The following is a 26,137-nucleotide window of genomic DNA, read 5'->3' on the forward strand; positions in this document are numbered from 1 at the left end:
GAGATTCAAACGGAAATCAAAAAGTTAGAGAATGATACACGAGTTTTAAATAAATTATATGTAATTTTAGACGTTTTACATGATGAACCAATAAACGACATCATTAATAAACATGGAATTAGTCAAGGAACAGCATATAATTGGATTAAACAATGGAATGATGGTGGTATGGAAGCATTAAAAAGAAAACAAGGTTCCAAAGGCCAATCCAAACTAACAGACGAACAATTCTTAATTTTAGACAAAGCAATCCAAGATAATAATTTAAAAACTGCAAAAGAAGTAAAACATCTAATTAAAACATTATTTGGCGTTGAATATAGTTTAAGAAGTATTGAACGTATAATGAAGAAATTAGACTATACTTACACCAAACCTTACAAAATATACGCCAAAATGCCAAAAGATGCTGAAGAACAGTTAAAAAAAACACCCGACATTTAGATTTAGAAAATTTCACTGTCGTGTTTTTGGATCAAACTTATTGTCAAAATCAAGATAACAGTCAAAGATGTTATAATAAAAAAGGCACAAAAAACATTAAAATACAACCAACAACACGATTATCCTTAAATGCACTTGGAGTGCAAGCAATAAATGGAAAATCTTTCATATCATTCTTAGATAATACAAAAACCTTTGAAATGATGAAATTTATGATAACCATCACTATCCAAAATATTGAAAATAAACAATTAAAATCTAAATTAGAAAAAATAATAAATAATAAAGATTTAGAGTTAGAAAATATTTTAACCACTGTTAATAATGAAAAAAACTATGAAAAACTATTATTAGCTTTAAAAATCTTATCTAAGAAAAGTAATACTTTCAAAAAATTATTAGAAAGACTTGTGAAAAATCCTTTAAATTTCAAAACTAAATCCAATCAGGTACTTGAAAATCTTCAAAAAGCAATGTTATTATCATATTTTATGGATAAAAACTTACAACATCAATTAATAATGGAAAAACCAATAGCAGTAATCTTAGATAATTATAGTGTCCATCATGCAACCGTTTTCACAGAATTATGCAACATTTTAAATATGGATTTAATTCATTTACCACCTTATTCTCCAAAATATAATCCAATAGAACAAGTTTGGAGAACAATAAAAGCTAAAATTTCAAGAAAATTTATAACAAGCATCGAACAACTAAAATTTATCTTTGAAAATGAATTTAAACAAGTAGTTGATAATGAAAGTTATTGGAAAAATTGGCTCTGGAAGTTCCTATGAACTTTTATAATTTTTAGTGTCGTGAACTATAATTTTTATATTTGTTCTACTCAAAATCTATGAATCTGCTTGATAAACTATATTCTCAAATATCTTCAGGCATATCAACCACACCAGGAACAAAATCATGAGGAACATAAGATACATCAGACGTATTATCACTAGCATGCCCTACATTATCATCAATTAACATGTCAACCACACCAGGAACATAAGATACAACAGATGCATCATCAGAATTATTCTTTACATCAATAGCATGTGAAATTGTTTCAGAATCTTGATTATTTGATTTTTCCTTTAATATTTCATTAACATCTTGTATCCAAGTTAACCAATCATTATAATCATTTATACTTTTAAACCATCCAGAATGGAAATCTTCAACAGGAGCATTTAATATATCTAAAGTACCCGTATAATGAGAACATGATTTATAAGGCTCAGATGTTGAAAAAACATTTATAAGAACATAATTGCCTTTAGTGAAATATCTCATGAATTTTACTATATCATTAGAATAATCTTTTAACTGGACAAAACCATCACAATCTTTACAGTAAACAGCAAGAAATTTATAATCATCAGAGTTTGAAAGATTATCCATTTGAGAAATGAGTAAATGTTCATCATCAAAAACTGGCATGCCTCTTTCAACCCAAGTATTGTATGCTTCATCACGGGAAACACTATATTTGCTATATTCAGAGAATTTTGATTGTGCCTCACTAGTGTCATGATGACATATTGCTGCTTTTGGTAACGGATTATTTATTGGACCAATAGGAATATAACCGCCACATTCAACACATTGAACATATCTATCAGCTAATCCTTCAGATTCCAAATAATAAAGACCTTTATCATTTAAATAATGTCTTAATTCACCGTCAACATTGATTACATGCCCATAACTATACTGCCAATAATCTTCAAAATCATTTACAAAATCATTAAGTGATTCGGAAGATGATATATTGTTAATCTCATTTAAGTGAATGTCATTATTGTCAGTAATTGTATTTTCTAATGGTTGGCTTGAAAATATCGCAAATGCCCCGGAAGAAATACAAATAATCGCAATCAAAATTATAATTAGTTTTTTAAATATCATTCATTTAACCTCCATTTAAGTTACAACAATTTGATTACTAAAAATTGGTGTATATGTATTATTTCTATATAGACTAAATTGACTATCTTCTGCATAAACATTAATTGAATTTTTATTGTTTGAATACTTTACATTAGATAAATCAAAAATTATGCTGTCTGTATAAATTATTGCACCATTATTAGCATCATTATTTTTAAAATTCGTATTGTTTATGGATAATGATCCATACATCCCATAAATAATTCCACCATTAATAGTATTTACTGTGTTGCCAATGAAATTTGAATTAATAACTGATGTTTTTGAATTTAATGTAGATAATGCAGCACCATTATCTGCAGAGCAATAATTGAAATTAGTATTTGAAATATTGCAATCAGAATTTTTGATAAATATTGCTCCACTTTCTTTATCAGAAGATACATCATGATTAAACAAACAACCAATAAATTGTGCATATGCATTATTTAAATACACGGCACCAGATTGCAATGCAGTATTATGAGTAAAATTTGAATTATAACAATTTAAAATACCATTATTTAAAAATATTGTACCTGCAGTACTACTTAAAACATTATTATTATTGAATTTAGATTTATTAATATTAATTGTATTAAATCCATTATTACAAAAAATAAATCCTCCATTTTTATTTAAATTAATATCAGATGCTTCAACATTATTAAATGTAAGTGTACTATCTAATAATTCAAATCTTAAATTTCTAAATTGAATATTTTCAAATTGAACATTAGACTTACTAATAATAAAATCATTATTATTAGTGAATATTGTTGAATCGACACCAATAAATTTTAAATTTTTATCCTCAATATTATTTAAATTAAGATTATAAGTACCTGCATCAAAATGAAAAATTGTATTATTTTCATTTAATATTGAAGCAGGATTATAATTATCTTTATTAATGTAAATATTTTTTTCACCAGAAGTCAATAAATCTGAATAATATAAATCTAAATTCAATTTGTTATCGTCTGAAATACCCATAATTGTTTCATTTTCTGACACATATGTTGCATTAACAGAATTAATAGAAATTAATACAAGAATTACCAGCATTATTTGAATTATAAGAATTTTTTCATAATTTTTAATTATCCTCCAATTTTTAATCTTCTATAAAATAAAAAAAGAGATTAAAAAATATTAATAAGAACTCAAAAAATTAAAAAAATTCGAGTATAATATTTTTTAATCCCCTAATAGTTAATTATTATTTTATACTATATAAAACATATGATTGAACTTTAAATAAAAAAATGAATATAATTAACAATTTTTTGAATAAATCCGAATGAATATATAGAAATAACTTTAAAATAAATACATAAACTAATTTATTGGTAAATTTTAGAATAATATTTAATTGAATTTTTTAAAATAATTTGGACAAAAAAATCAAATAATTTTTATATCACTTCTTTCATTATAAGAAAAGATATAAAATTAAAATTAGAATTCACAGTTTTCATGCCTTAAGAGAAATATTTTCCTGTTCAAACCACCTGCATAACCAGTTAGGCTTCCGTCACTTCCTAAAACTCTATGGCATGGAATGATTATGGAAATCGGATTGTGACCAACCGCTCCGCCGACAGCCTGAGCAGACATTATTTCAATGCCCCTTTTTTGAGCTATCATAGAAGCGATATCCTTATAAGTAATGGTTTTACCGTATGGAATCTCACAAAGAATTTTCCATACCTCACATCTAAAGTCTGTTCCTTCAGGCGCCAGATCAACTTCATCAATGGAAGGCTTTTCGCCAATAAAATATCGATCAAGCCAATTTTTAGTGTTAATTAACGTTTTATCTTCTTTTTCAACTAATTTATCGTTAATATTGGCCATATAATATTTCTGACCTTCAAACCATGCTCCAATCAACTTATTGTCTTTAGAAGCAAGCAGAATTTCTCCTATCGGTGATGAATAATGCGTTGAATTAATCATATTAAAAAAAATAAGAAAATAGATGATTTAGTAACCATCTACTAAGACTTTTAACTCACCAGTTACAATATCGATGATAAGACCATGTACCGGTACATCAGGAATTAATGGGTGGTTTTTAATTTTTTCCACAACGTCTTTAACGTTTTCCTCTTCGGATTCAAATCCACCAATCCATTCAGCCAAGTCATATTTAGCAATGTCTTCTTCCTTAATGCCTCTAGCAAGCATTTTTTCTTTTAAAGCTTCAGCGTCAGCACCTGCCATACCACATTCAGTGTGACCTACAACCATTACCTCTTCAGCTCCAAGATTGTATAGGGCTGCTCCAATTGATCTGATTGCATCTTCTCCTACGATGGAGTTTCCTGCATTTCTGACAATTTTTGCATCTCCTCTTTTAAGACCTAATGCAGGTTCAAAAAAGTCTATCAGTCTGCAGTCCATACAGGTTAGGATAGCTAATTTTTTAGCTGCATGGTGAGACATTTCAGTGCCTTCAAAGTTTTCCACAAATTCTTTATTGTCTTTTAAAACATTCTCCAATATTGTCATTTTAAACTCCCCTAGCCATTGCGGTAAGTCCGGTTCTTGAAATCTTTTTGATTCCATAACCTTTTAATAAAGATATAAATGCATTGATTTTCTCCATATCCCCAGTTATTTCAATTATTAATGTCTCTTCAGTTACATCAACAATTTTTGCTCTGAAAATATTAACATACTGCATTATTTCAGCTCTTGCCTTTTCATTAGGAATATTGACCTTTACAAGACATAATTCCCTTTTAACTGCATTTTTAGAAATATCTTTAATCTTGATAACATCAACTAATTTGTTAAGTTGCTTTGTAACCTGTTCCAATAATTTATCATCAGCCTTTACAGTGATGACCATTCTTGCAAGCCCTTCAACTTCTGACTCGCCCACCGTAATGCTGTCGATGTTGAAATCTCTTCTAGTGAATAATCCGGCCACTTTCTGTAAAACTCCAGGCCTGTTTTCTACAAGTGTACTTATAACATGATATTTTACATCCATCTAAATCACATCTTTTTCAAGTTTATATTCACCAATCATTTCATTGATGCCTGCTCCCGGAGGCAACATAGGCAAAGCTTCCTCAGAGTCAACTACAACATTAATTAACATTGCTTCATTGTCTTTAATAGCTGATTTTAAAGCTTCTTTAGTTTCGCCAGGTTTTTCCACATTAACTGCATCAATTCCGAAACTTTCTGCTAGTTTTACAAAGTTAGGACTATCGCCAAATTCGGTTTGTGAATGTCTTCCGTCATATAACAGACTTTGCCATTGATATACCATTCCTAAAGTCCTGTTCTCCAATACAATTGCAATGACCGGTATATCATAGTCATGAACCGTAGCCAGTTCCTGACAGTTCATTAAAAATCCGCCGTCTCCATTAACTGAAACAACTACATCATCAGGACAGGCGACCTTTGCACCAATAGCTGATGGGAAACCGAATCCCATTGTTCCGAGTCCTCCGGATGAAATGAACTTGCGTGGCTTTTGAGTGTCATAAAAGTGAGCCGCCCACATCTGGTTTTGACCTACATCGGTCGTTAATATAGAATCAGCTGTTAATACTTCGCTGATTTCTTTGATTACTGTTTGCGGCTTGAGCGGAACATCATCGTAAGTAAGTCTTGGCAACAAATCATTTTTCCTTTGTATTATTTTATTTGCCCATGAATTCGCATCATCTGAAGGAATATGTCCTTTAAACAATTCATTTAATGATTTTAAAATATTTAAAGCATCCCCTACAATCGGCAAGTCGACTTCAACATTCTTGCCTATTTCAGCAGGATCTATGTCAATGTGAATAATTTTGCTGTCTGGAACAAAGCTGTCAAGCCTTCCGGTGGTTCTGTCTGAAAATCTGATACCAATAGCTATCAATAAGTCACATTCATTGATTGAATCATTGGAAACTTTTCTTCCATGCATTCCAAGCATTCCCAAAGCCAAATCATCAGTTTCATCAAAAGCTCCTTTACCTAAAAGTGAGGTCATAACCGGCGCATTAATCATATGCGCAAATTCGTTAAGCTCATCACATGCATTTGCCAAAATGACACCGGCACCTGCAAGGATTAATGGCCTTTTAGCTTCCTTAATCAATTCATAAGCCTTTTTAATTTGTCTAGGATTACCTTTTAGAGTTGGATTATAACCTGGTGTCTGAATAAGATTATCCTTGAAATAAGTTAATTCTCCTTCCTGAACTTCTTTTGGAACATCTATTAAAACAGGCCCTGGCCTTCCGCTTGCAGCTAATTCAAAACTAGTCTTGATTATTGAAGGTATTAAATTAGGATCTTTTGGCTGAAAACTATGCTTGACAATAGGCATAGTTATACCGATTATATCTGCTTCCTGAAATGCGTCATTTCCAATTAAATGAGTTGGAACTTGTCCAGTAATAGCTACAATAGGAGAAGAATCCATAAAAGAAGTAGCAATCCCAGTTACTAAGTTTGTTGCACCCGGTCCTGAAGTAGCTAAACACACACCCACTTTGCCTGAAGCCCTTGCAAATCCATCAGCCGCATGGGCTGCTGCCTGTTCGTGCCTGACTAGGATATGATTGATGTCTGCATCATATAACATATCATAGAAAGGTATGGTTTGTCCTCCAGGATAACCAAATATTGTTTCTACTCCCATTTTTTTAAGGGATTCAATTATTGCTTCTCCGCCTCTCATTTCTAAAACCTTTATTAAAATCTTTTATTATGGAATAATTTTTGTTAAGTGAAATATATATAATTATCTTGGTTTCAGATTTGAAAATAAAAAATAGAAAAAATTAAAATTTAACTGATGTTGAAAACAAAATTTCTTTTTGAGAATCGGACAAACCAAGCTTTTCAGCATTAGAATTAATCTCAGAAAAAAACTGTTCACAATTTTCCTTAATAGTCCTAGTTTCATCCCTAGCATCCTCAACCCTAACCTCAGCATCCTCAACCCTAACCTCAGCATCCTCAACCCTAGCCTCAGCATCTTCAATCCTAGCCTCAGCCTCATTTTTAAAATTTTCATATTCAGTCTTGACTTTCTCAGTTTCTTTTTTTAATTCATTTTCATATTGTTCAATGAAAGATAATGACACTAAAATCACCTCAAAAATTTAAAAAAAAATAAAAAGAGTTATTTAAAGACTAAAATTTAATAGTAGTTGAAAATAACACTTTTTTCTGTGAATCAGATAAACCAAGCTTTTCAGCATTAGAATTAATCTCAGAAAAAAACTGTTCACTATTTTCCTTAATAGTCCTAGTTTCATCCCTAGCATCTTCAACCCTAGCCTCAGCATCCTCAACCCTAGCCTCAGCATCTTCAACCCTAGCCTCAGCATCTTCAACCCTAGCCTCAGCATCTTCAACCCTAGCCTCAGCATCTTCAACCCTAGCCTCAGCATCTTCAATCCTAGCCTCAGCCTCATTTTTAAAATTTTCATATTCAGTCTTGACTTTCTCAGTTTCTTTTTTTAATTCATTTTCATAGTTTTCAATAAATGATGATGTCATTGTTATCACTCCTAAAAGTTTTTTATATAGAAATTGATCATTAACAAATAGCTCCAATAAAATTAAATGGCAAAGAGAAATTGAATCTTTGTCCCTTTCAGAAATATTTAGCTTTTGAGTAAGGTAGCATAACTCTTCAACTAGCTTTTCTTCATTTTGGTAACTGTGATTTGTTAATGGAAGAATAGAAAAAACATATTTTTCATATTCTGTTATTTTTTGGTTATTTTTTATTTTATGTTTTATACTACTTAACACTTCACATCCATCAATGTTAGGGACATAGTAATAGTTTCCCTTATATGAATTATGTGGAGTTATCTGAATCTTTTCTATAGATTCTCTGTCCATGTCAACGACCACTATTTTTTGATCGATAGTTTTGCCATCCTTCAGATAATAATTAGACACATATCCAAAATCACGGTCTAAATCCCTCTTTATTAATGGTTGCTTGTGAAATTCGATATTTACATCGCCATTTCCACCTTCCAACAATATATCCATTGATTTAACATCACCGCCCGGAGAAAATATTTCACATGAGCGAATTTTGTAATCATCATCAGGCAGTTCAATTAGTGGAATTAATGCATTTACAAATGCATGGGTTGCAATCTTGAAAATCGAATCATATTTATTTTTAATTGTATTATCAATAGGTTTTAATATCATTTTAATCACCAGTTTAAGAACTAAAAATACTAGTAACTTTAATTTGATGATTATAATTGGTTATTTATAATATATAAATTATTTTATTTCTTTACAGACAATATAACTTGATTAAAGCAATATTCTAATGAAAAGGTAAAAAATAGTTGAGTTATAATCTATGAAAAGCAATTATAACTTCATAAATGGAATGAATCTGTTGGTTGTCTGACAGTATAAAACATAATCATTTCCGAATTTTTCAAGCAGCCATTTTTCTTCAGTTTTAATCATTGCAATGGTTAAAAATATCCAAAAAATAATAGGCAACACCAATAGAATCAGATTTTGTGAGAATAAAACTAATGCTGTGCTTATCTGCAGCCATGCTGAATATATAGGATGGCGTACCAGGGCATAGACTCCATCTGTTACCAATTGACCGTTTTTGATTCTTTCATCTATTTTTGAGATTCTTAAAGCGGCAAGCCAAAGAAATACTCCATCAATTACAAGCACAACAGCAAGGATTATCAAAAGCCAATTTAAAGATTCATATGAATAAACCGGAATAATCTTATTAAAAGACAGAGTTATTGCCACCAATGAAACAATTAGCATTGCTCCAATCAGATATGGTCCAACCCCATATACAGGCAAATGTTTTTCGTTGCTGATAAATATCACCTCTTAATTACTATATAAGAAAAGTTATATATTTAAAACTTAAAATAATTTAAACACAATTAATTAACTTGGATTATTATGAAATATTCAAAAATTTTATGTCATAGGATGCCTGAGAGAAGTTTCTTCTACAAGAATCACCAGTTTCCGGTGTGTGCAAGATGTACAGGCTTTTATACAGGTTTAGCAGTATTTTTAGTCTATAATCTATTCTATCCAATTGATTATAGCTTAAATCTGTTCATAATATCCATAATATTAATGATACCGACTGCAATTGATGGCTTTACACAACTTTTAAAATTAAGGGAAAGCAATAATAATTTAAGATTCACAACAGGATTCATTGGAGGAATCGGTTTAATAATCTTTATGAAAATAGCTGTTAGAATTTTTTATAATATTATAGGTGTTTATTTATGATTTATTGTCCAGAATGTGGTGAAGATAATCCCAATGGGAGCAGATTCTGTAGAAAATGTGGTGTTAATTTAGTTTATGAAGAGCCTAAAAAACAGACGACAGCTAAAAAGGTTACTGTTGAAACTGATGAAGGTCCAATCAGAACAAATACAGTTCATACAAGCTCATCCAGCACAAATACTAAAAATAATAAAAAGGACGATGATGATAAATGGTGCTGGGGCTGCTGCATCTGCATGTTCTTCTTATTTATAATCTTTGCAATTGCAGGCCATTAGTCTTTTAAATAGTAATAAAGGACAGCCTTTTGTGCATGAAGCCTGTTTTCAGCCTCATCATAGATTACTGATTGAGGTCCGTCAATGACTTCAGCTGAAACTTCCTGACCTCTGATTGCAGGCAGACAGTGCATGAATATAGCTCCATCATTAGCCAAATCCATTAATTCCTGATTGACCTGGTAAGGTGCAAAGTCTTTTTCTCTTTGTGCTTTTTCAGCTTCATCACCCATACTTACCCAAACATCAGTATAAACGACATCAACATCATCAAGTGCAACATTGATGTCATGAGAAACAGTGATTTCAGTATTATTTTCTTTTGCATATTCATTGGCTATTTTTAAAATGTCTTCATTTGGTTCATAGCCTTCAGGACATGCAACGGACATATCCATTCCTAAAAGAGGAGCAATTAATAAAAGGGAATTACATACATTGTTTCCGTCACCGACAAAGCAGATCTTTTTATCTTCAAAAGTGCCGAAATGTTCTTTAATGGTTAGCACATCAGCCAAAGCCTGGCAAGGATGCTCTAAATTGGTAAGTCCGCTGATAACAGGGACATCTGAATATTTTGCAAGCTCAATTACATCATCATGTTCAATGGCTCTAATCATTATTCCATCAACGAAGCGGCTTAAAACACGTGCAGTATCGGAAATTGGCTCTCCTCTTCCCATCTGTAAATCATTGGATGATAAGAATATTGCTCTTCCACCTAACTGATACATTCCTACATCAAAGGACACTCTGGTTCTGGTGGATGACTTTTGGAAAATCATTGCTAAGGTCTTTCCTTCCAATGGCCTTTCTTCTGTTTCGCCTGCTTTAATTTTACTTGCTAAATCAATGATGTATGAAACATCCTCTTTAATATCACAAATAGATAATAAACTATCCATTCAAATCCCCTCAATAAAATAAAATATTTATTATTAATATATATTAAATGTTATGTTTTCATTTTAAATCTAATGTCTCTTATTGTGGAGATTACCGGAACTAAAAAGAACAGATAAATGAAATTGCTTGAAACACGAAAATCTAAGATGTTAACGAGCATAGTCAATCCCATTATGATGAAAAATGTTGTGTAGGTATATTTTTTTTCGCTGATGGAAATTTTCCTTTCAAGGAAATTCCTGTGGTTTGCATACCAAAACATCAGCATGAAAAATACAAGCGTCAGAAAAATATTCAGTCCAAAAATGACTTCTGCCAGGAAGAATTTTGAATATGCTCCGATTATTGATGTTGTGAAAGGAATAAATGATATGCATGCCAAAAAGAAAACATTCAGCCATAGATATGGTATATTAAGGGTTTTAACTTTGATGAATTCATGATGATAAATCCAGAAACATGCCAGCAGAATAAAACTGACCAATGTAACGCCGACTGTAGGTGCTAATGACTGTATAAAAGCTAAAAAATCTCCTTCAGTTAATAGCTGTATTTCTGGAAGTGCCATACCGAAGATAAGTAATGTCATGACCATTCCGAAAATGCCGTCAGTAAGACCCAATAATCTTCCGGGATCAATGTCAACATCCCTTTCAAAAGCATTTAAAAAACGCTGATAATAACTTAAACGACGATTTACATTATTTAACTGTTGTATTCTTTCATCTATATCATCTTCAGGTTTTAATTTTCCTCTGGACTTAAGATACGCATATAACCTTTCCATTTTTTCAACAGTTTCCTCATCAGCACTGCTCTTAATATCTTCTATTTGTGAGTCTATCTGATTTTTTAAATCAATTAATTCCTCATACTTTTCCAAATCCTCTTGAGTCATCAAAACACCAAAAAGTTCTATATTAACTTAATTTATTTTTTAAATAATATAAAGATTTAAAGCATTTGAAAAATATATTTATAATCTAGTAGGTGATTAAATGAAAAGTGATAATATTAAAAAAGGGATTCAAAGAGCTCCACACAGGTCTCTTTTAAGGGCTTGCGGGCTTGATGATGATGACTTTAAAAAGCCGTTCATCGGTATTGCAAACAGTTTTACCGATATCGTTCCGGGACATATCCACCTTAGAGATTTGGTCGAATTCGTAAAAGAGGGAATCATTGCTGCTGGAGGTATTCCTTTCGAATTTGATACAATGGCAATATGTGACGGAATCAGTATGAATCACGAAGGAATGAAGTATTCCCTTCCTTCAAGAGAAATTATTGCAGCAACTGTTGAAAGTATGACAAAAGGACATGCATTTGACGGATTAGTTTTAATTCCAAGCTGTGATAAGGTAGTACCGGGTATGATAATGGGAGCATGCCGTGTTGACGTGCCAAGTATTGTCGTTACCGGAGGACCAATGGCTGCGGGTGAGTATAAAGGTAAAAATGCGGACCTAATTACTGTTTTTGAAGCTGTCGGTGAACATTCTGCAGGAAAAATCTCAGAAGAGGAAGTCTATGAAATGGAAAAATGCGCATGTCCTGGAGCAGGAAGCTGTTCAGGACTCTTTACAGCAAACACAATGGCATGTATTACAGAAACATTAGGGCTCTCACTTCCTTTATGCGCCACAACACATGCAGATACTGAAGAAAACAACCAGATGGCATATGAATCCGGAAAACAGATTATTGAACTGGTTGAAAAAGACATTAAACCATCAGATATCCTTACACAGGAAGCATTCAACAATGCGATTGCGATAGATATGGCTCTTGGAGGCTCATCAAATACCGCACTCCACATACCTGCAATTGCAAGTGAAGTTGACGGCGTTGACGTTGATTTGGAATTATTTGATGAAATCAGCCGTGAAGTTCCACATATTACATTAATTTCACCTGCAGGTGAAGATACAATGATGGATTTACATTTGGCCGGAGGAATTCCTGCTGTTTTAAAAACATTGGGAGACAAAATTAATACTACACCATTGACAGTTACCGGAAAAAGCATCGAAAAGAATTTAAAAGATGTTGAAAATAAAAATACTGATGTTATCCACACATTAGACAATCCATACCATGAAGATGGCGGAATAGCCATTCTTAAAGGTAATATTGCTCCAAACGGAAGTGTTGTTAAAAAAGGAGCTGTTGCAGAGGAATTGATGCATCTCAAAGGACCTGCTAAAGTATATCACTCCGAAGAGGAAGTGACAGAAGCAATATTCAATCATGAAATTGAGGAAAGGGATATTGTCGTTATTATCTATGAAGGTCCGAAAGGCGGTCCTGGAATGAGGGAAATGCTAAATGCAACATCCGCCCTTGCAGGAATGGGAATAAAAGATGTAGGTCTTATAACTGATGGAAGATTCTCCGGAGGAACCCGTGGACCTTGCATAGGACATGTCTCACCGGAAGCAATGGCATCAGGTCCTATTGCCGCTGTTCAGAATGGAGATATGATTGAAATAGACATTAAAAACAGATCCATTAATGTGGAATTAAGTGATGAGGAAATAGCTGAAAGATTAAAATCAGTCAAACATCCCGAAAGTAACGTTGACGGCTGGCTAAGCATTTATCAGAAACTGGTTCAATCAGCAGACAGTGGAGCTATCCTAAGGTAGTGTTAATGATGGATATATTAAAATACGAAGAAATAGACTTATCCGAAACAATAAAAAGATCAGAACAGGACGTAAATAATGTCCTTGATACCGTGTCTGAGATACTGGATAACGTTAAAAATAACGGAGATAAAGCAGTTAAATCCTATACTGAAAAATTTGATGGGGTGCTGGTTGAAAACCTGAAAGTTTCAGATGAAGAGATTAAAGAAGCTTACGAGACTTTGGATGATTCATTGCTAACTGCTTTAAAACAGGCCGCCCAAAACATTGAAAAGTTCCACAAAAAGCAAATCCCTAGCGAATGGGAAATTAAAGTTAACCCTGGAATTGTTGCAGGCCAAATCGTAAGGCCAATCAACTCTGCAGGATGCTATATTCCCGGCGGAAGAGCAGCTTATCCGTCTTCAATACTGATGACTGTGATTCCTGCTAAAATCGCAGGCGTTGAAAAGGTAGTCTGTGTAACGCCTCCTCAAAAGGACGGAAAAATTCTTGATGCAATTCTTGTTGCAGCCGATATTGCAGGAGCTGATGAAATCTACAAAGTAGGTGGAGCACAGGCAATCGGAGCCCTAGCCTACGGAACAGAATCAATTCCAAGAGTTGAAAAAATCGTGGGTCCTGGAAATATCTTCGTTACAGCAGCTAAAAAACTGGTCTACGGCCAGGTAGACATAGAGTTTCCGGCAGGCCCATCAGAAGTGCTGATTTTAGCTGATAAAAGTGCTGAAGCTGAATTTTTAGCAACAGATATTCTGGCTCAGGCAGAGCATGACCCTAATGCATCATGCTTTTTAGTGACAGATGACGAGGAATTAGCCAAAGAAGTTAACGAATATGTTTTAAAATTAACCAAAATCGCTCCTAGACGTGAAATCATTGAAGAGTCATTGTCAAAAAGTGGAAAAATTATTATCACTACTACATTTGATGAAGCTATTCATGTTACAAACGAATATGCTCCAGAACATTTAATCATAACCACAAAAGACGATGATGAAACACTATCAAAAATCAAGAATGCCGGATCAATATTTTTAGGAAAATACTCTCCAGTGGCAGCAGGAGACTACGGATCAGGAACAAATCATGTATTGCCTACGGGCGGTGGAGCAAAAATGTATTCCGGCCTTTCAACCGAAGCATTCATCAAAAAACCTACTGTTCAAAGGATTACAAAAGAAGGTCTGGCTGAGCTGTCCAAAACATCCGTTCCGATAGCCGAATATGAAGGATTTTTCGCTCATTCAGATTCATTCAAAAGAAGACTGGAAAAATAATCTTTTAAATGTGATTAATATGGAAGAGTTAGTGGATATGCGTGAAATGACACAAGAAGAAATGATTGAAGCGGGAAAAATGGCTGAAATCGTATTCAAACTGAATCACACTCTGCCGAACAGTGATGAATACAATGCCCTTTTGAAGGAACTGTTGGGCGATAATTTAGGTGAAAACAGTATGATTATTGCCCCAATATCCGGAGCGGCATTTGACCATATTAAAATTGGTGATAACGTCTTCATCAATTCCAACAGCCTTTTGATGGCAAGAGGGGGAATAACAATTGAAGATGAAGTAATGCTAGCCGCAAACGTTCAGCTTCTTTCAAATAACCATGATGAATATGACAGACAGGTGTTAATCTGCAGGCCTATTCTTATTAAGAAAGGATCATGGATTGGAGCCGGCGCAAGCATATTGCCAGGTGTTACAGTCGGAAAATATGCAATTGTTGGTGCCGGAGCAATAGTAACAAAAGACGTTCCTGATTATGCAGTTGTCGTCGGTTCACCTGCACGTGTCGTTAAAACACTAGATAAAGAAAAATTCGATTAAAAATTAACTAACCATCACTATATAAATTTTTAAATAAAAAAAGAAAAAGAGTGATTTAAAATCACTTAAATATTTACGGATGCCGGCAAGCTGTGGGTATTTCCGTAATCTATCATTATACTTACACAGATGTCCAACATTCTTGATGGTGAAATGTCAGCAACACCACCGGAATACACACCAACATAATTTGGAACAGCAGAATTTCTTTCAATCCATGATGAGAATCTGTTGCTCATATCAACATAATTTTCACGTGCAATGGTCTGTGAATTATCTCTTCCGCTTGGATGAGCAGCATATGAAGGATCTCCTACAGATATGGATGCATCAGAATCACCGCTACCGATTAAAGTAATTGATTTTGATAGAATATACAGACATTGTGCTTTTGACAATGAAAGTGACTGGAACTGTACCGGGAAATTACCGCCTGAACTCTTAATAGCTTGAGCTAATGCAGGAGCTTCGCTAACAGGAAAACTGCTTAAAGAAACTGATTTGGAAGGAGTTTCCTGTTGAACTTGACTGTCGGCAGTTGCACTGTCTGAAGAATCTCCATTAAACATTCCAGTGCCAAAGCCAACTAAAACAATTGCTAAAACTGCAATAGCCGCAATCAATACGCCAATGATGATTTTTTTAGTTTTATCATCACCTGATGAATTTGAAGAGCTAGGAGTATCTGAGACGGTATTCGGTTGTTTGATTTGATTTCCACAATGCTTACAAAATTTTGAACCATCATTTATTTCTTTTCCACATTTAGGACAAAACATAGAATACCTCATAACAATTTGTTATCTACTTATTAACTATGTTGGTCTTATTAAAAAAATGTTTTTAAAAACAATTCTAATAATGTCAACTTTTATTAAAGATTAATTATAGAATTAAATGCATAATGAAAATTTATTTTTATAACCTGAGGTGAATTAATTGCAAGGTTTATTAAATGATTGGAGAAGAACTAATTACGCTAAAGATACAACTCCTGAAATAGCTGGAGAAGACGTTACAATCATGGGATGGGTTCATGAAATCCGTGATTTAGGTGGAATCATCTTTGTAATCATCCGTGACGTAACCGGTAGAGTACAAATAACAGCACCATCCAAAAAAGTGGATGCTGAAATATTAGAAGAGTTAAGAGCTTTCAGAAAAGAATCCGTTGTAGCAGTTAAAGGTACTGTACAAGAAGCAGGAAAAGCACCTAACGGTGTTGAAATCATTCCTAAAGAAATTAAAATGTTAAACTTATCAAATCAACCTTTACCAATGGATCCAACCGAAAAGGTAAAAGCTGAAATTGATACCAGACTCAATTCAAGATTCTTGGACTTAAGAAAAGAAAATGTATCTGCAATATTCAAAATTAAAGGACAAATGTTCCATACCGTAAGAGATTTCTTTTATGGAAATGGATTTTATGAAATCAATACTCCTAAACTCGTAGCATCAGCTACTGAAGGTGGAACAGAACTGTTCCCTATCACTTACTTTGAAAAAGAAGCATTCCTCGGTCAATCCCCACAATTATACAAACAGATGATGATGGGCAGTGGAATGGACAAAGTATTCGAAATCGGCCAGATTTTCAGAGCAGAAGAGCACGATACCTTAAGACACTTGAATGAAGCCGTTTCTATTGATGCAGAAGCTTCATTTATGGATGATGAAGACATGATGAAAGTCTTAAACGATATGCTCGTCAATGTTATCGCAGACATCAATGAAAACTGTTCAGAAGAGTTAGAAATTTTAGGTCATGAATTACCTGAAGCTGACGGTGATTTCCCACATGTAACCTACGATGAAGCAGTTGACATCATCAACGCAAAAGGCGTTGAAATGGAATGGGGAGAAGACTTATCACGTGACGCTGAAAAGGCATTAGGAGACACTATGGGAGGATTTTACTTCTTGACCAAATGGCCTTCAGCAATCAAACCATTTTATGTAATGCCGTTTGAAGATGATGAAAAATACGCTCATGCATTCGATTTAATGTACAATAACCTTGAATTATCTTCCGGAGCTACCCGTGTTCACCAATACGATTTGCTCGTAAAACAAATCGAAGAAAGGGATTTAAACCCGGACGGATTTGGAAGCTACCTGAAAGCATTCGAATACGGAATGCCTCCTCATGCAGGATGGGGTGTGGGTGCTGACAGATTAACTATGGTGCTTACCGGATCTGAAAACATCCGTGAATGTGTACTCTTCCCAAGAGACAGACACAGATTAACTCCATAAGATTAAAATGGAATATGATATAGCTATTATAGGTGGTGGTCCCGCTGGAATGATGGCCGCAATTGCCTCCTCAGCAGACCTGAATGTAGTATTGCTTGAAAAGAATTCCTCTTTAGGTAAAAAATTGCTTTTGACCGGTGGAGGAAGATGCAATATTACCAACAACAAACCACTTAAAAAGCTATTAACTTTTTTTGATGAAAAGAATTTCTTAAAACACTCATTTTACACCTTCACCAATGAAGATTTATTTAATCTCTTTGATTTTGACTTTATTGAAGAAGACAACAACAGAATTTTTCCTGAAAGCGAAAAATCGGCTGACGTTTTAAACGGCTTGAAAAAGCATCTGGACAATGTTGAAGTGCGCTTAAATTATGAAGTCAGAAAAATAACAGATGATTTTATTATAAATGATGATATTAAGGCTAAAAAGGTCATAATAGCTACCGGAGGCATTACATATCCTCAAACCGGATGTAGCTTGGATAATTATTCCTTAATTAATGAACCATTAACCAAAATAAAATATGGTCTCTCACCGTTAATTACAAAAGAGGATTTAAGTGAAATAGCCGGAATTACCCTTGAAAACGTTGAATGCACATATAAAAAATCGCATGTTAAAGGCAATGTGCTGATTAGTCATGTTGGCCTGACAGGCCCCGGAATAATAGATTTGAGCAGTAAAATATCAAAGGACATGGATTATGATATTTTAGATGATAATTTTGATATAAATTGTCAAATATCCATTGATTTGCTTCCTGAAATAAGTCGTGAAGATTTAAAACTGAAATTTGATAATGATTTCTCATCAAAAGGAAAAACTCAAATCAAAAACTATCTTAAAGAGTATCTGACAAAAAATTTCATCGAATACTTCCTCAACAGTATTGATTTGGCATCTGATACCCAATTAAGCAGAATAAATAAGAAAAGTAAAAACAGATTAATTGAAAATCTTAAAAGATTTACATTTGAAATAGTTGACTTCAACAAAGATTTGGCCAAGGTTACAGTCGGCGGAGTTGACTTGAAAAACATCAATCCAAAAACTATGGAATCAAAAATAACACCAAACCTTTATTTTGCCGGCGAAGTTCTAGACCTGGACGGACCTACCGGAGGATATAATTTAAAAATAGCTTTTTCAACCGGTTTTTTAGCCGGGAAATCTGCAAGTAAATAAAAAAAGAATAGGAAAAATAACTTTATACATCAATGAAAGTTGATTTTTGAAGTTTCAAATTTATTCCTATTTCATCATAGAAATCTTCGATAGCCTTTTCAGCTTCTAATTTCTCTTCTTCAGTAGGATTCACGGAACCAATAGGATCCCAATCATCCCTAAAAATAACAGTAGCTTTCTCAGGTGACATGTTAATGATACCCATTAAAATAACTCATCAATACAAATCAATATGAGTTAACTTCTCTAAATGAAGAATAATACCAATTTTTCTATAAATAGATTCTATATTTTTTACAGCTTCGCGATGTTCTTCTTCAGTAGGATTTGCAGAACCAATAGGATCCCAACCATCCCTAAAAATAACAGTAGCTTTCTCAGGTGACATGTTAATGATACCTCACTTTAGTTAATTTAATATTATCTTTTATTTCATCACTAATAAATTTTATCAGAAATTCGCTATACACATCATCAAAATCACCCCTGAAATTCAAAGAATTAGAATATAAATCTCTTGCATTACTGCGAATTTCCTCAACAACCTCTTTATCAAAAACTCCTTTTGCTTCCAAAATCCAAAATTCATCATAACCACAGATTAACTCATAATCTTCATTTTCTATTTCTAAAATCTGAAAATTTTCACCTGAGGGAGCTGACAAGAATCCTTTAGGATGATTATGGATGCTGGCCACATTTTTGCCTTCAAAATGGCTTTCATATATCTCATCAAAAATTAACACGTCGAAATTATCTTCAACAAAACAGTATATGATTTCTCCAGTCTTATAATCGAAGAAAAGCATGCATTCATAAGGAAGATGGACGGTTTTTCTTCTAAACAAATCAACTAGCTTAACCGCTTTTTGGCAGAATTCATCCGGCAAATCCTCACTAGATATAGAAGGTATATCCCAGTCCACATCCAGATGACAATACTTCAAGAATTCCTGGTCTTTGAGCCTCAATTCAAACGGCAGCACAAATGCTCCTCTGTCATCAATTTTAAATGCATTAATAAATGACACCAGATATGTTTTTAAATTTTTTCTAATAGTTAACATACTAGTTAATTGATAAATAAACTATTTAAAATAGTCAGTTTCAACTGAAAACAATTTTACTTGCTTATTGTAATATTATAATCACTTTGAAATTTTTCAATGAGTAGGTCAAATACTAAAATATTTTAACTGTTTTTTTACATATACATATAATATGACAGACCAAATGTTTATGGGTGCATCAACTAAACAGGGCCTCGATATTGCCAATAGAAGTAGGGAGATTATCCGTGGTCTTATAGGTGATGAAATTAAAGATTTGAAACCTGCTGAAAAAGACATTGTAGAGCGTATAGTTCACTCAACAGCTGACCCGGAATATGCCAAGCTTGTCCATATCAGTGATGATTTTGTTGAAGAGGCAATGAAGTCATTGAGAAACAATGAAACCATACTTACCGATATTAATATGGTTAAATATGGAATAACACGCTATGAAGGAGAAGTTGAATGTTATATCAAAAATGAGGAAGTAAAAAAAATAGCTAAAGAGCATCAGATTACTAGAGCGGCTGCAGCAATCAGATATGCTAGCCAAAACGATTTTGAAGGAATTGTTGTTTCAGGTAATGCTCCGACAGCTGTTTTTGAGGCAATGGATCTATACGATAAAGGTGAAATTAACCTTAAGGCAATAGTTGGAGTTCCTGTCGGTTTTGTAGGAGCTGCAGATTCTAAAGAAGCCTTAAGAAATTCAAATATCCCTAATGTCATTACTGAAGGTCCAAAAGGCGGAACACCTATAGCAGTTGCTTGTGTAAACTCATTAATCCAACATTTATAAGTGATAAAATGACTGAAGAATTATTTAATGAATCCAAAAAGTACTTCCCTGGCGGAGTCAACTCCCCAGTGCGTGCGTTTAAGCCTTATCCGTTCTTCGTAAAAAGTGCCGGAGGCTGTAAGATAACCGATAGTGAAGAAAATACCTATATTGACCACTGCCTTGCATACGGTCCGTTAATACTTGGACATGCCGATCCTAAGGTTGTGCGTGAGGTATCAAACCAGATGACAATCGGTTCAGCATATGGCGCTCCGACAGAAAATGAGATTAAACTCGCAAAAGAAGTTGTTGACAGAATCCCTTCAGCAGAAATGGTAAGATTCTGTAACAGCGGAACTGAAGCTACTATGAGTGCTATCAGATTGGCCCGTGGCTTTACCGGACGTAACAAAATCATCAAGTTTGAAGGAGCCTATCATGGAGCTCACGATTACGTTTTGGTAAAAGGAGGATCAGGTGCAGCATGCCTTCCGGACTCAGCAGGCATTCCAACCGACACCACAAAAAATACATTGTCCGTTCCATTCAATGATGAAGAAGCATTAACTGATTTAATCGAAAAAGAAGGTAATGAGATTGCATGTTTAATAATGGAAGTCGTTATGGGTAATGTCGGTTGCATTGAACCTAAACCAGGATTTTTAGAGTTTGTACGCAAAATTACTGAAGAAAATGACATTGTATTAATATTTGATGAAGTCATAACCGGATTTAGAGCTTCAAGAGGTGGAGCTCAAGAGTATTATGGTGTCACTCCAGATTTAACAACATTAGGTAAGATTGTTGGTGGAGGACTTCCAATGGGTGCTTTCTGCGGTAAAAGAAAAATAATGGAGTTGATTGCTCCACAAGGACCGGTTTATCAGGCAGGCACATTTAGCGGTAACCCAATTTCTGTCCAGGCAGGATTGTCCACATTGTCACAGCTGGACGATAAGTTTTATAAGGATTTGGAAAGAAAAGGCAATTTCCTGAGAGGAAACATTGAATCAATAATAGACGATGAGCAGTACAACATCCAATGCGTAGGACTTGCATCAATGTTTCAGATATACTTGAATCCTGCAGAAGTTTACAATTATGCTGACGCTCAAAAGTCAGATACCGAAAGGTTCTTAAGATACTTTAGAGCTCTTTTAAAGGAAGGCGTCTTTATACCGCCTAGCCAATTTGAATGTAACTTTATTTCAAGCGCACACAGCATGGCAGATTTGCAGGACACTTCAGATGCTATTGAAAATGCACTTGCTGTGGCTTTTAAAAAGAAAAATAGATTTTAAGGTGTTAAAATGGTAGATTACAAAGAAATTGCATCATATGTCATCATCCTTGTACTTGTCCTGATTCTTGCTCAACACTTGAATGTGGTAGTTTCAGGAAGTATGGAACCAGTATTTTATAGAGGAGATATTGTTGCAATTGAAAAAGCCGATTTTTTTGGATTACATGAGTTTAATGCTAGTGAAGTTGAAGTGGGTGACATTGTAGTTTATAATGCGGAATGGTTTGAACAGCCAGTCATTCACAGAATTATAAGAATTGCAGAAATAAACGGCACGACGATGTATGTGATAAAGGGAGATAATAACAATCGGACGGATCCGTATTATGTGACCGCTGATCAGATAGAATCCAGAGTTCTTACATGGGGAGACACCCCTATCGTTATTCCATATATCGGTAATCTTTCATTATGGTTAAGAGGATTATGATTATCAAAAAGGTGAGTTAATGTATTTTGAAATAGAAAAACAAGCTATTGATGCTTTAAACAAAGCATTAGATCAATATGATGAAGAAATAGACAGGAATTTCCGTTTGGAATTTCCTCCAGACCCTAAACTAGGAGACCTTGCAAGTACAATAGCTTTCGCACTTACAAAGAAATTGAAAACATCCCCAAATCTCGTTGCTGAAGATTTGGTTTCCAAAATCGAAGTTCCGGAAATATTTGAAAAAGTTCAAAACTTCGGCCCTTACGTTAATTTCTTTATTGACTACTCCAAATTTTCAAAAGAATTGCTTAAAAGAGTCGATGAAAACTACGGACAGCTTGAAAAAACTGATGAAAAAATCGTTTTGGAACACACTTCCGCAAATCCGAATGGTCCTTTACATATAGGACATGTACGTAACTCAATTTTCGGAGATTCCCTTGCAAGACTATTGAAATTAGCCGGTCGTGAAGTCGAAACCCAATACTATGTAAATGACATGGGACGCCAAATCGCAATCATCGTTTACGGTATAACCGAAATGGGACTCAAAATCGAAGAGCAGGAAGGCGAAAAAATCGATGAAAAAATCGGTAAGCTATACTTTTTGGCAAACAAGGAAGTTGAAGAAAGCGAAAGTGCAAATGAAAAGGTAAGTGAACTTATACAAAAATATGAAAAAGGCGAAGATGAAGAGTTGAACAAGACTTTCGAGCATGTGGTTGAAAGCTGCGTATCCGGAATCAAAGACACCCTTCACAGAATCAACATTTACCACGACGACTTTGTATGGGAAGGCACATTCGTAAGAAACGGCGAAGTCAATGACCTTGTAAATTACTTTGAAAAAGAAGGATTCGTGTCACATGAAGAGGTTGACTACATTGACCTTACCTTCTACAATATCGAAAAGGAATTCGTGCTCAGAAGATCAAATGGTACATCCCTATACTCCACAAGAGATTTGGCTTATCACAGATACAAAGCTACATTAGGCGATACCGTTTTGGATATCTTAGGTTCAGACCATAAACTGTCTTCCAAGCAGATGAAAGTGATTTTCGAAGAAATCCTTAAAGAAAAGGCTCCTGAAGTAATATTCTATGAATTCATTACATTACCTGAAGGGTCAATGTCCACAAGAAGAGGAAAATTCGTATCCGTTGATGATTTGGTGGATGAAGCAATTCAAAGGGCAACAGAAGAAATCAAATCCAGAAACCCTGATTTGAGTGATGATGAAGTCAAACCAATGGCTGAAAAAATCGGAATTGGTGCTATAAGATTTTTTATTGCAAAACTGTCCCCTGAAAAACACCTGACATTCAAATGGGATGAAGCATTAAGCTTTGAAAGAGGCTGCGCTTCCATCCAATATGCACATGCAAGAGCATGCAAGCTACTTGAAAAGTCCGAAAAAGACATTTCTTCACTTGAAATTGCAGATGACTGGGTGCCAAATGAATCAGAACAGGATTTAGTAAGATTGATTGCTAAGTTCCCACAGGTTGTTGAAGACTGCGCCAACAAAAAAAGAGTTCACAACATTACCCAATACTGTCAGGACCTTGCAGGATCATTCAACAAATTCTACAAATCCCAGCAAGTTATCGGATCTGAAGTTGAAGACACAAGACTTATATTGGTTGACAGGGCAAAAACAACCATCAAAAATGCACTTGATATTTTAGGAGTTCCGGCTCCAGAAAAAATGTAGATGAGTAATTAACTCATCTTTTACTTCTTTTTTTATTAATTTTAGATATGATTAAATTAATAGTATAATAATAAAAATATAATTTAATTAACCATTCTATTAAAATAGTATAAGCATACTTCTTTATAATAAAATAAAATATTTAATATGTGTATGAAAAAGGTTAAGTTTGCAATTTTTCTATAAAAAGGAGAATATGAATAAAAATCATATCCTTTCAATCTAACCGTATGGTGTGTTTTTGCCTCCACAAAAAATCACATTATTGCATCATAGGCTGTCTTAAAATGGAATATAATGGATTAATTAACCTGAAAAATAATAAGTTAGAGAAATAAATCAAATAAATTAATTAACCACTCCAATATACACCTTAATCTCCACTAAAAAAAAGTATAGCATCATCGATCAAATTACTAAATCAAAAAATAATTTAATTATCAGAATTATTCCTATAATCAAACATGATATTATAAAAACACTTACTACCGCTAAAGCGACTTCACCGTCCATATTTTTATCCTTATTTTAATTTAAGGATAAAATATGATAAAAAATCATATTTTACCCACATCTTATAATTAATTTAAACCCTTTGGGGGATTTTTAGCCTCAACTAAAATTAGCATCACAGGCAAATATAAATTAATCCTTATTGCAGATAAAAAAAGGAAAAAATATGATTGGTTGAGATATTATTTTTAAACCATAATTTTCCTTTCAAGCCTCAACAAAATAAAATGCATCATCGACTTCATATTTTAAGAGATAATAAAATATAAAACTCATTAAAGCAATATCCTAAACTTTTACAACTAAATAACATATACTTTTAATTAATTCCCATACAAAAAGAATTTAAATATAATTAATATGGCCTTTGCCAATATTAACCATAATTAAACTCTTAAGTACCATTTTATAAAATGGTAAAACATAACCATGTTTTTTATACTAATTAAAAAGTATATTTTGGAAAAAAAATTGGAAAATGGAAAATATTAATTCTATTAATTTAAAATTAAGAATAATACATTTTAATTTTCGAAGGGAGTGAAAATACAAAATCAAATAATATAACTCTTAAACCAAACTAATGAATTTTTTATTAAACCAATTTCCACATCAATTTTCCAATCAAATGATATACCATAAAAGCCTCCACTACAAAAAAATAGTATCATCGGCATAAATCAATGAGAAACTGGAAAAATAAAACCTTTAGATTTAATTAAAGAATAATACATTTTAATTTTCGTAAAGGGAGTGAAAATACCAAATGAGATAATAACTCTTAAACCAAACTAACAAACTTTTTATTAAACAAATTTCCACATCAATTCCAATAAATGATATACCATGAAAGCCTCCACTACAAAAAAGTAGCATCATCGGCCACGAATAAACATGAATCTACCCCCATATTTAATAGAAAACATGATTGTTGATGAAATTAGATTAAATATCACAATAACTAAAAATAACAACCACATATTTCATTTAATTCAGTGCTAAACATTAAAATTCAATTTCAAGAATATAAAATTGACAAATTAATACTATAAAAATTTTTATTGAGATAAATTTACTAAATATCAACGAACACTTTTCAAATAGAATTATTAATGCAATTTAGTACTGAATATAAAAAACCTTCACTATAAAAGTATCATCAGTTACATGATAAAAACATGGAATTAAAATTATTGACCTATAAAATAGGAATATTTAGGAAAATATACATGTAAACTCTCCTTAAAACTAATCCTAAATATCCTATAATATTATAGATCATTAAAACCAATTTTTATCAATACTTCATAGTATCATTGGTCTGGAATACAGAATAAAGGATTGTTGATTGATAATATTTCATCAACAATCAAAATATTCTTAATTCTTTTATGTTTAATTACATCAGGGGATGTACTGCCTCAGCTATAAAAAAATAGCATCATTGGCAAAAATCCTATATAATAATATGAGATATGAATTGGATGAATACCTATGAAATAATTTTTATTTAAACATTTCATTATCGATTAAACCCAGATTAA

At 33.1% G+C, this 26,137-nt stretch carries 28 protein-coding genes; 13 read left to right on the forward strand and 15 right to left on the reverse strand.

Features of this window, described 5'->3' with window-relative positions; all coding sequences use genetic code 11:
* The coding region (locus IJQ68_RS08615) for a helix-turn-helix domain-containing protein (protein ID WP_292799242.1) at window positions 1-444 on the forward strand (444 nt) is incomplete at its 5' end.
* Window positions 445-470: 26 nt separating this feature from the next.
* Window positions 471-1,244: a transposase gene (locus tag IJQ68_RS08620; RefSeq protein WP_292799244.1), complete on the forward strand. Its 774-nt coding sequence runs from the start codon at window positions 471-473 to the stop codon at window positions 1,242-1,244.
* 85 nt (window positions 1,245-1,329) lie between these two features.
* On the opposite strand, the gene IJQ68_RS08625 is transcribed toward IJQ68_RS08620, so the two are convergent.
* The 9 genes from IJQ68_RS08625 to IJQ68_RS08665 all read right to left on the reverse strand — a co-directional run bounded on the left by IJQ68_RS08625 (window position 1,330) and on the right by IJQ68_RS08665 (window position 9,246).
* Window positions 1,330-2,358, reverse strand: a complete 1,029-nt coding sequence (locus tag IJQ68_RS08625) for a hypothetical protein (RefSeq protein ID WP_292799246.1) — start codon at window positions 2,356-2,358, stop codon at window positions 1,330-1,332.
* Window positions 2,359-2,373: 15 nt separating this feature from the next.
* Window positions 2,374-3,396, reverse strand: coding sequence for a hypothetical protein (locus tag IJQ68_RS08630; RefSeq protein WP_292799248.1), 1,023 nt, complete (start codon window positions 3,394-3,396; stop codon window positions 2,374-2,376).
* Between the two features lie 444 nt (window positions 3,397-3,840).
* On the reverse strand, window positions 3,841-4,341 hold the full coding sequence (locus tag IJQ68_RS08635) for a methylated-DNA--[protein]-cysteine S-methyltransferase (RefSeq protein WP_292799250.1): 501 nt from the start codon (window positions 4,339-4,341) through the stop codon (window positions 3,841-3,843).
* A 27-nt stretch (window positions 4,342-4,368) separates the two neighbouring features.
* Window positions 4,369-4,896: a carbonic anhydrase gene (locus tag IJQ68_RS08640; RefSeq protein WP_292799252.1), complete on the reverse strand. Its 528-nt coding sequence runs from the start codon at window positions 4,894-4,896 to the stop codon at window positions 4,369-4,371.
* Between the two features lies 1 nt (window position 4,897).
* Window positions 4,898-5,383, reverse strand: a complete 486-nt coding sequence (ilvN, locus tag IJQ68_RS08645; protein WP_292799254.1) for an acetolactate synthase small subunit — start codon at window positions 5,381-5,383, stop codon at window positions 4,898-4,900.
* Window positions 5,384-7,078 carry an acetolactate synthase large subunit gene (locus tag IJQ68_RS08650; protein ID WP_292799256.1) on the reverse strand — a complete coding sequence of 565 codons (1,695 nt, stop codon included), beginning with the start codon at window positions 7,076-7,078 and terminating at the stop codon, window positions 5,384-5,386.
* A gap of 103 nt (window positions 7,079-7,181) precedes the next feature.
* Entirely contained in the window at window positions 7,182-7,487 is a 306-nt protein-coding gene (locus IJQ68_RS08655; protein ID WP_292799258.1) for a hypothetical protein, read from the reverse strand.
* A 49-nt stretch (window positions 7,488-7,536) separates the two neighbouring features.
* Window positions 7,537-8,580: a hypothetical protein gene (locus IJQ68_RS08660; RefSeq protein ID WP_292799260.1), complete on the reverse strand. Its 1,044-nt coding sequence runs from the start codon at window positions 8,578-8,580 to the stop codon at window positions 7,537-7,539.
* A 171-nt stretch (window positions 8,581-8,751) separates the two neighbouring features.
* Complete coding sequence (locus IJQ68_RS08665) at window positions 8,752-9,246, reverse strand: isoprenylcysteine carboxylmethyltransferase family protein (RefSeq protein ID WP_292799262.1); 495 nt, start codon at window positions 9,244-9,246, stop codon at window positions 8,752-8,754.
* 108 nt (window positions 9,247-9,354) lie between these two features.
* On the opposite strand from IJQ68_RS08665, the gene IJQ68_RS08670 reads away from it, so the two are divergent.
* Together IJQ68_RS08670 and IJQ68_RS08675 are read left to right on the forward strand one after the other, a co-directional pair.
* The gene (locus tag IJQ68_RS08670; protein ID WP_292799264.1) at window positions 9,355-9,669 is read left to right on the forward strand and encodes a DUF2085 domain-containing protein; all 315 of its coding nucleotides are present in this window, start codon (window positions 9,355-9,357) and stop codon (window positions 9,667-9,669) included.
* Window positions 9,666-9,947 (forward strand): zinc-ribbon domain-containing protein, encoded by a 282-nt coding sequence (locus IJQ68_RS08675; RefSeq protein WP_292799266.1) that lies wholly within the window; start codon window positions 9,666-9,668, stop codon window positions 9,945-9,947. Before IJQ68_RS08670 ends, IJQ68_RS08675 begins: the two co-directional genes overlap by 4 nt.
* Here IJQ68_RS08675 and argF read toward each other — a convergent pair.
* Complete coding sequence (argF, locus tag IJQ68_RS08680; RefSeq protein WP_292799268.1) at window positions 9,944-10,852, reverse strand: ornithine carbamoyltransferase; 909 nt, start codon at window positions 10,850-10,852, stop codon at window positions 9,944-9,946. The two genes, IJQ68_RS08675 and argF, sit on opposite strands and share 4 nt — an antisense overlap.
* 50 nt (window positions 10,853-10,902) lie before the next feature.
* Window positions 10,903-11,751 carry a TMEM175 family protein gene (locus IJQ68_RS08685; RefSeq protein WP_292799270.1) on the reverse strand — a complete coding sequence of 283 codons (849 nt, stop codon included), beginning with the start codon at window positions 11,749-11,751 and terminating at the stop codon, window positions 10,903-10,905.
* Between the two features lie 100 nt (window positions 11,752-11,851).
* On the opposite strand from IJQ68_RS08685, the gene ilvD reads away from it, so the two are divergent.
* The 3 genes from ilvD to IJQ68_RS08700 are packed head-to-tail and all read left to right on the forward strand — an operon-like array spanning window position 11,852 to window position 15,343.
* Window positions 11,852-13,501, forward strand: a complete 1,650-nt coding sequence (gene ilvD / locus IJQ68_RS08690) for a dihydroxy-acid dehydratase (RefSeq protein ID WP_292799272.1) — start codon at window positions 11,852-11,854, stop codon at window positions 13,499-13,501.
* An 8-nt stretch (window positions 13,502-13,509) separates the two neighbouring features.
* Window positions 13,510-14,784: a histidinol dehydrogenase gene (gene hisD, locus IJQ68_RS08695; protein WP_292799274.1), complete on the forward strand. Its 1,275-nt coding sequence runs from the start codon at window positions 13,510-13,512 to the stop codon at window positions 14,782-14,784.
* Between the two features lie 19 nt (window positions 14,785-14,803).
* Window positions 14,804-15,343, forward strand: coding sequence for a DapH/DapD/GlmU-related protein (locus IJQ68_RS08700; RefSeq protein ID WP_292799276.1), 540 nt, complete (start codon window positions 14,804-14,806; stop codon window positions 15,341-15,343).
* Window positions 15,344-15,408: 65 nt separating this feature from the next.
* Here IJQ68_RS08700 and IJQ68_RS08705 read toward each other — a convergent pair whose 3' ends face one another.
* Window positions 15,409-16,122 carry a zinc-ribbon domain-containing protein gene (locus tag IJQ68_RS08705; RefSeq protein WP_292799278.1) on the reverse strand — a complete coding sequence of 238 codons (714 nt, stop codon included), beginning with the start codon at window positions 16,120-16,122 and terminating at the stop codon, window positions 15,409-15,411.
* A 160-nt stretch (window positions 16,123-16,282) separates the two neighbouring features.
* Here IJQ68_RS08705 and aspS point away from each other — a divergent pair, with 160 nt between their 5' ends.
* Window positions 16,283-17,602 carry an aspartate--tRNA(Asn) ligase gene (gene aspS, locus IJQ68_RS08710; RefSeq protein WP_292799280.1) on the forward strand — a complete coding sequence of 440 codons (1,320 nt, stop codon included), beginning with the start codon at window positions 16,283-16,285 and terminating at the stop codon, window positions 17,600-17,602.
* A 7-nt stretch (window positions 17,603-17,609) separates the two neighbouring features.
* A complete protein-coding gene (locus IJQ68_RS08715) occupies window positions 17,610-18,794 on the forward strand; it encodes an aminoacetone oxidase family FAD-binding enzyme (protein WP_292799282.1) in 1,185 nt (394 codons plus the stop codon).
* Window positions 18,795-18,816: 22 nt separating this feature from the next.
* Here IJQ68_RS08715 and IJQ68_RS08720 read toward each other — a convergent pair whose 3' ends face one another.
* From IJQ68_RS08720 to IJQ68_RS08730, 3 genes are read right to left on the reverse strand one after another with little or no spacing between them, the layout of a single operon-like run.
* Complete coding sequence (locus tag IJQ68_RS08720; RefSeq protein WP_292799284.1) at window positions 18,817-18,984, reverse strand: hypothetical protein; 168 nt, start codon at window positions 18,982-18,984, stop codon at window positions 18,817-18,819.
* Window positions 18,985-19,011: 27 nt separating this feature from the next.
* On the reverse strand, window positions 19,012-19,182 hold the full coding sequence (locus tag IJQ68_RS08725) for a hypothetical protein (RefSeq protein WP_292799286.1): 171 nt from the start codon (window positions 19,180-19,182) through the stop codon (window positions 19,012-19,014).
* 1 nt (window position 19,183) lies between these two features.
* The gene (locus IJQ68_RS08730; RefSeq protein ID WP_292799288.1) at window positions 19,184-19,861 is read right to left on the reverse strand and encodes a hypothetical protein; all 678 of its coding nucleotides are present in this window, start codon (window positions 19,859-19,861) and stop codon (window positions 19,184-19,186) included.
* A gap of 154 nt (window positions 19,862-20,015) precedes the next feature.
* On the opposite strand from IJQ68_RS08730, the gene IJQ68_RS08735 reads away from it, so the two are divergent.
* Genes IJQ68_RS08735 through argS form a run of 4 tightly spaced genes read left to right on the forward strand, consistent with a single transcriptional unit; the run spans window position 20,016 to window position 24,080 of the window.
* Window positions 20,016-20,645, forward strand: coding sequence for a cobalt-precorrin-8 methylmutase (locus tag IJQ68_RS08735; protein ID WP_292799290.1), 630 nt, complete (start codon window positions 20,016-20,018; stop codon window positions 20,643-20,645).
* Between the two features lie 8 nt (window positions 20,646-20,653).
* Complete coding sequence (hemL, locus tag IJQ68_RS08740; protein ID WP_292799292.1) at window positions 20,654-21,928, forward strand: glutamate-1-semialdehyde 2,1-aminomutase; 1,275 nt, start codon at window positions 20,654-20,656, stop codon at window positions 21,926-21,928.
* 9 nt (window positions 21,929-21,937) lie between these two features.
* The gene (locus IJQ68_RS08745; protein WP_292799294.1) at window positions 21,938-22,360 is read left to right on the forward strand and encodes a signal peptidase I; all 423 of its coding nucleotides are present in this window, start codon (window positions 21,938-21,940) and stop codon (window positions 22,358-22,360) included.
* Between the two features lie 19 nt (window positions 22,361-22,379).
* Complete coding sequence (argS, locus tag IJQ68_RS08750) at window positions 22,380-24,080, forward strand: arginine--tRNA ligase (protein WP_292799296.1); 1,701 nt, start codon at window positions 22,380-22,382, stop codon at window positions 24,078-24,080.
* Window positions 24,081-26,137 lie beyond the last annotated feature (2,057 nt).

The organism is Methanobrevibacter sp. (assembly GCF_017447225.1).
Classification (GTDB): domain Archaea; phylum Methanobacteriota; class Methanobacteria; order Methanobacteriales; family Methanobacteriaceae; genus Methanocatella.

What these genes read in the sequence shown, in the direction of transcription:
- IJQ68_RS08625 (WP_292799246.1), bottom strand. Translation starts at nt 2,358, where the DNA reads ATGATATTTAAAAAACTAATTATAATTTTGATTGCGATTATTTGTATT.
- IJQ68_RS08660 (WP_292799260.1), bottom strand. Translation starts at nt 8,580, where the DNA reads ATGATATTAAAACCTATTGATAATACAATTAAAAATAAATATGATTCG.
- argF (WP_292799268.1), bottom strand. Translation starts at nt 10,852, where the DNA reads ATGGATAGTTTATTATCTATTTGTGATATTAAAGAGGATGTTTCATAC.
- IJQ68_RS08715 (WP_292799282.1), top strand. Translation starts at nt 17,610, where the DNA reads ATGGAATATGATATAGCTATTATAGGTGGTGGTCCCGCTGGAATGATG.
- IJQ68_RS08730 (WP_292799288.1), bottom strand. Translation starts at nt 19,861, where the DNA reads ATGTTAACTATTAGAAAAAATTTAAAAACATATCTGGTGTCATTTATT.
- IJQ68_RS08745 (WP_292799294.1), top strand. Translation starts at nt 21,938, where the DNA reads ATGGTAGATTACAAAGAAATTGCATCATATGTCATCATCCTTGTACTT.
- ilvD (WP_292799272.1), top strand. Translation starts at nt 11,852, where the DNA reads ATGAAAAGTGATAATATTAAAAAAGGGATTCAAAGAGCTCCACACAGG.
- IJQ68_RS08685 (WP_292799270.1), bottom strand. Translation starts at nt 11,751, where the DNA reads ATGACTCAAGAGGATTTGGAAAAGTATGAGGAATTAATTGATTTAAAA.
- IJQ68_RS08650 (WP_292799256.1), bottom strand. Translation starts at nt 7,078, where the DNA reads ATGAGAGGCGGAGAAGCAATAATTGAATCCCTTAAAAAAATGGGAGTA.
- hemL (WP_292799292.1), top strand. Translation starts at nt 20,654, where the DNA reads ATGACTGAAGAATTATTTAATGAATCCAAAAAGTACTTCCCTGGCGGA.
- IJQ68_RS08635 (WP_292799250.1), bottom strand. Translation starts at nt 4,341, where the DNA reads ATGATTAATTCAACGCATTATTCATCACCGATAGGAGAAATTCTGCTT.
- ilvN (WP_292799254.1), bottom strand. Translation starts at nt 5,383, where the DNA reads ATGGATGTAAAATATCATGTTATAAGTACACTTGTAGAAAACAGGCCT.
- argS (WP_292799296.1), top strand. Translation starts at nt 22,380, where the DNA reads ATGTATTTTGAAATAGAAAAACAAGCTATTGATGCTTTAAACAAAGCA.
- IJQ68_RS08670 (WP_292799264.1), top strand. Translation starts at nt 9,355, where the DNA reads ATGCCTGAGAGAAGTTTCTTCTACAAGAATCACCAGTTTCCGGTGTGT.
- IJQ68_RS08640 (WP_292799252.1), bottom strand. Translation starts at nt 4,896, where the DNA reads ATGACAATATTGGAGAATGTTTTAAAAGACAATAAAGAATTTGTGGAA.
- hisD (WP_292799274.1), top strand. Translation starts at nt 13,510, where the DNA reads ATGGATATATTAAAATACGAAGAAATAGACTTATCCGAAACAATAAAA.
- IJQ68_RS08675 (WP_292799266.1), top strand. Translation starts at nt 9,666, where the DNA reads ATGATTTATTGTCCAGAATGTGGTGAAGATAATCCCAATGGGAGCAGA.
- IJQ68_RS08700 (WP_292799276.1), top strand. Translation starts at nt 14,804, where the DNA reads ATGGAAGAGTTAGTGGATATGCGTGAAATGACACAAGAAGAAATGATT.
- IJQ68_RS08725 (WP_292799286.1), bottom strand. Translation starts at nt 19,182, where the DNA reads ATGTCACCTGAGAAAGCTACTGTTATTTTTAGGGATGGTTGGGATCCT.
- IJQ68_RS08705 (WP_292799278.1), bottom strand. Translation starts at nt 16,122, where the DNA reads ATGTTTTGTCCTAAATGTGGAAAAGAAATAAATGATGGTTCAAAATTT.
- IJQ68_RS08720 (WP_292799284.1), bottom strand. Translation starts at nt 18,984, where the DNA reads ATGTCACCTGAGAAAGCTACTGTTATTTTTAGGGATGATTGGGATCCT.
- IJQ68_RS08735 (WP_292799290.1), top strand. Translation starts at nt 20,016, where the DNA reads ATGACAGACCAAATGTTTATGGGTGCATCAACTAAACAGGGCCTCGAT.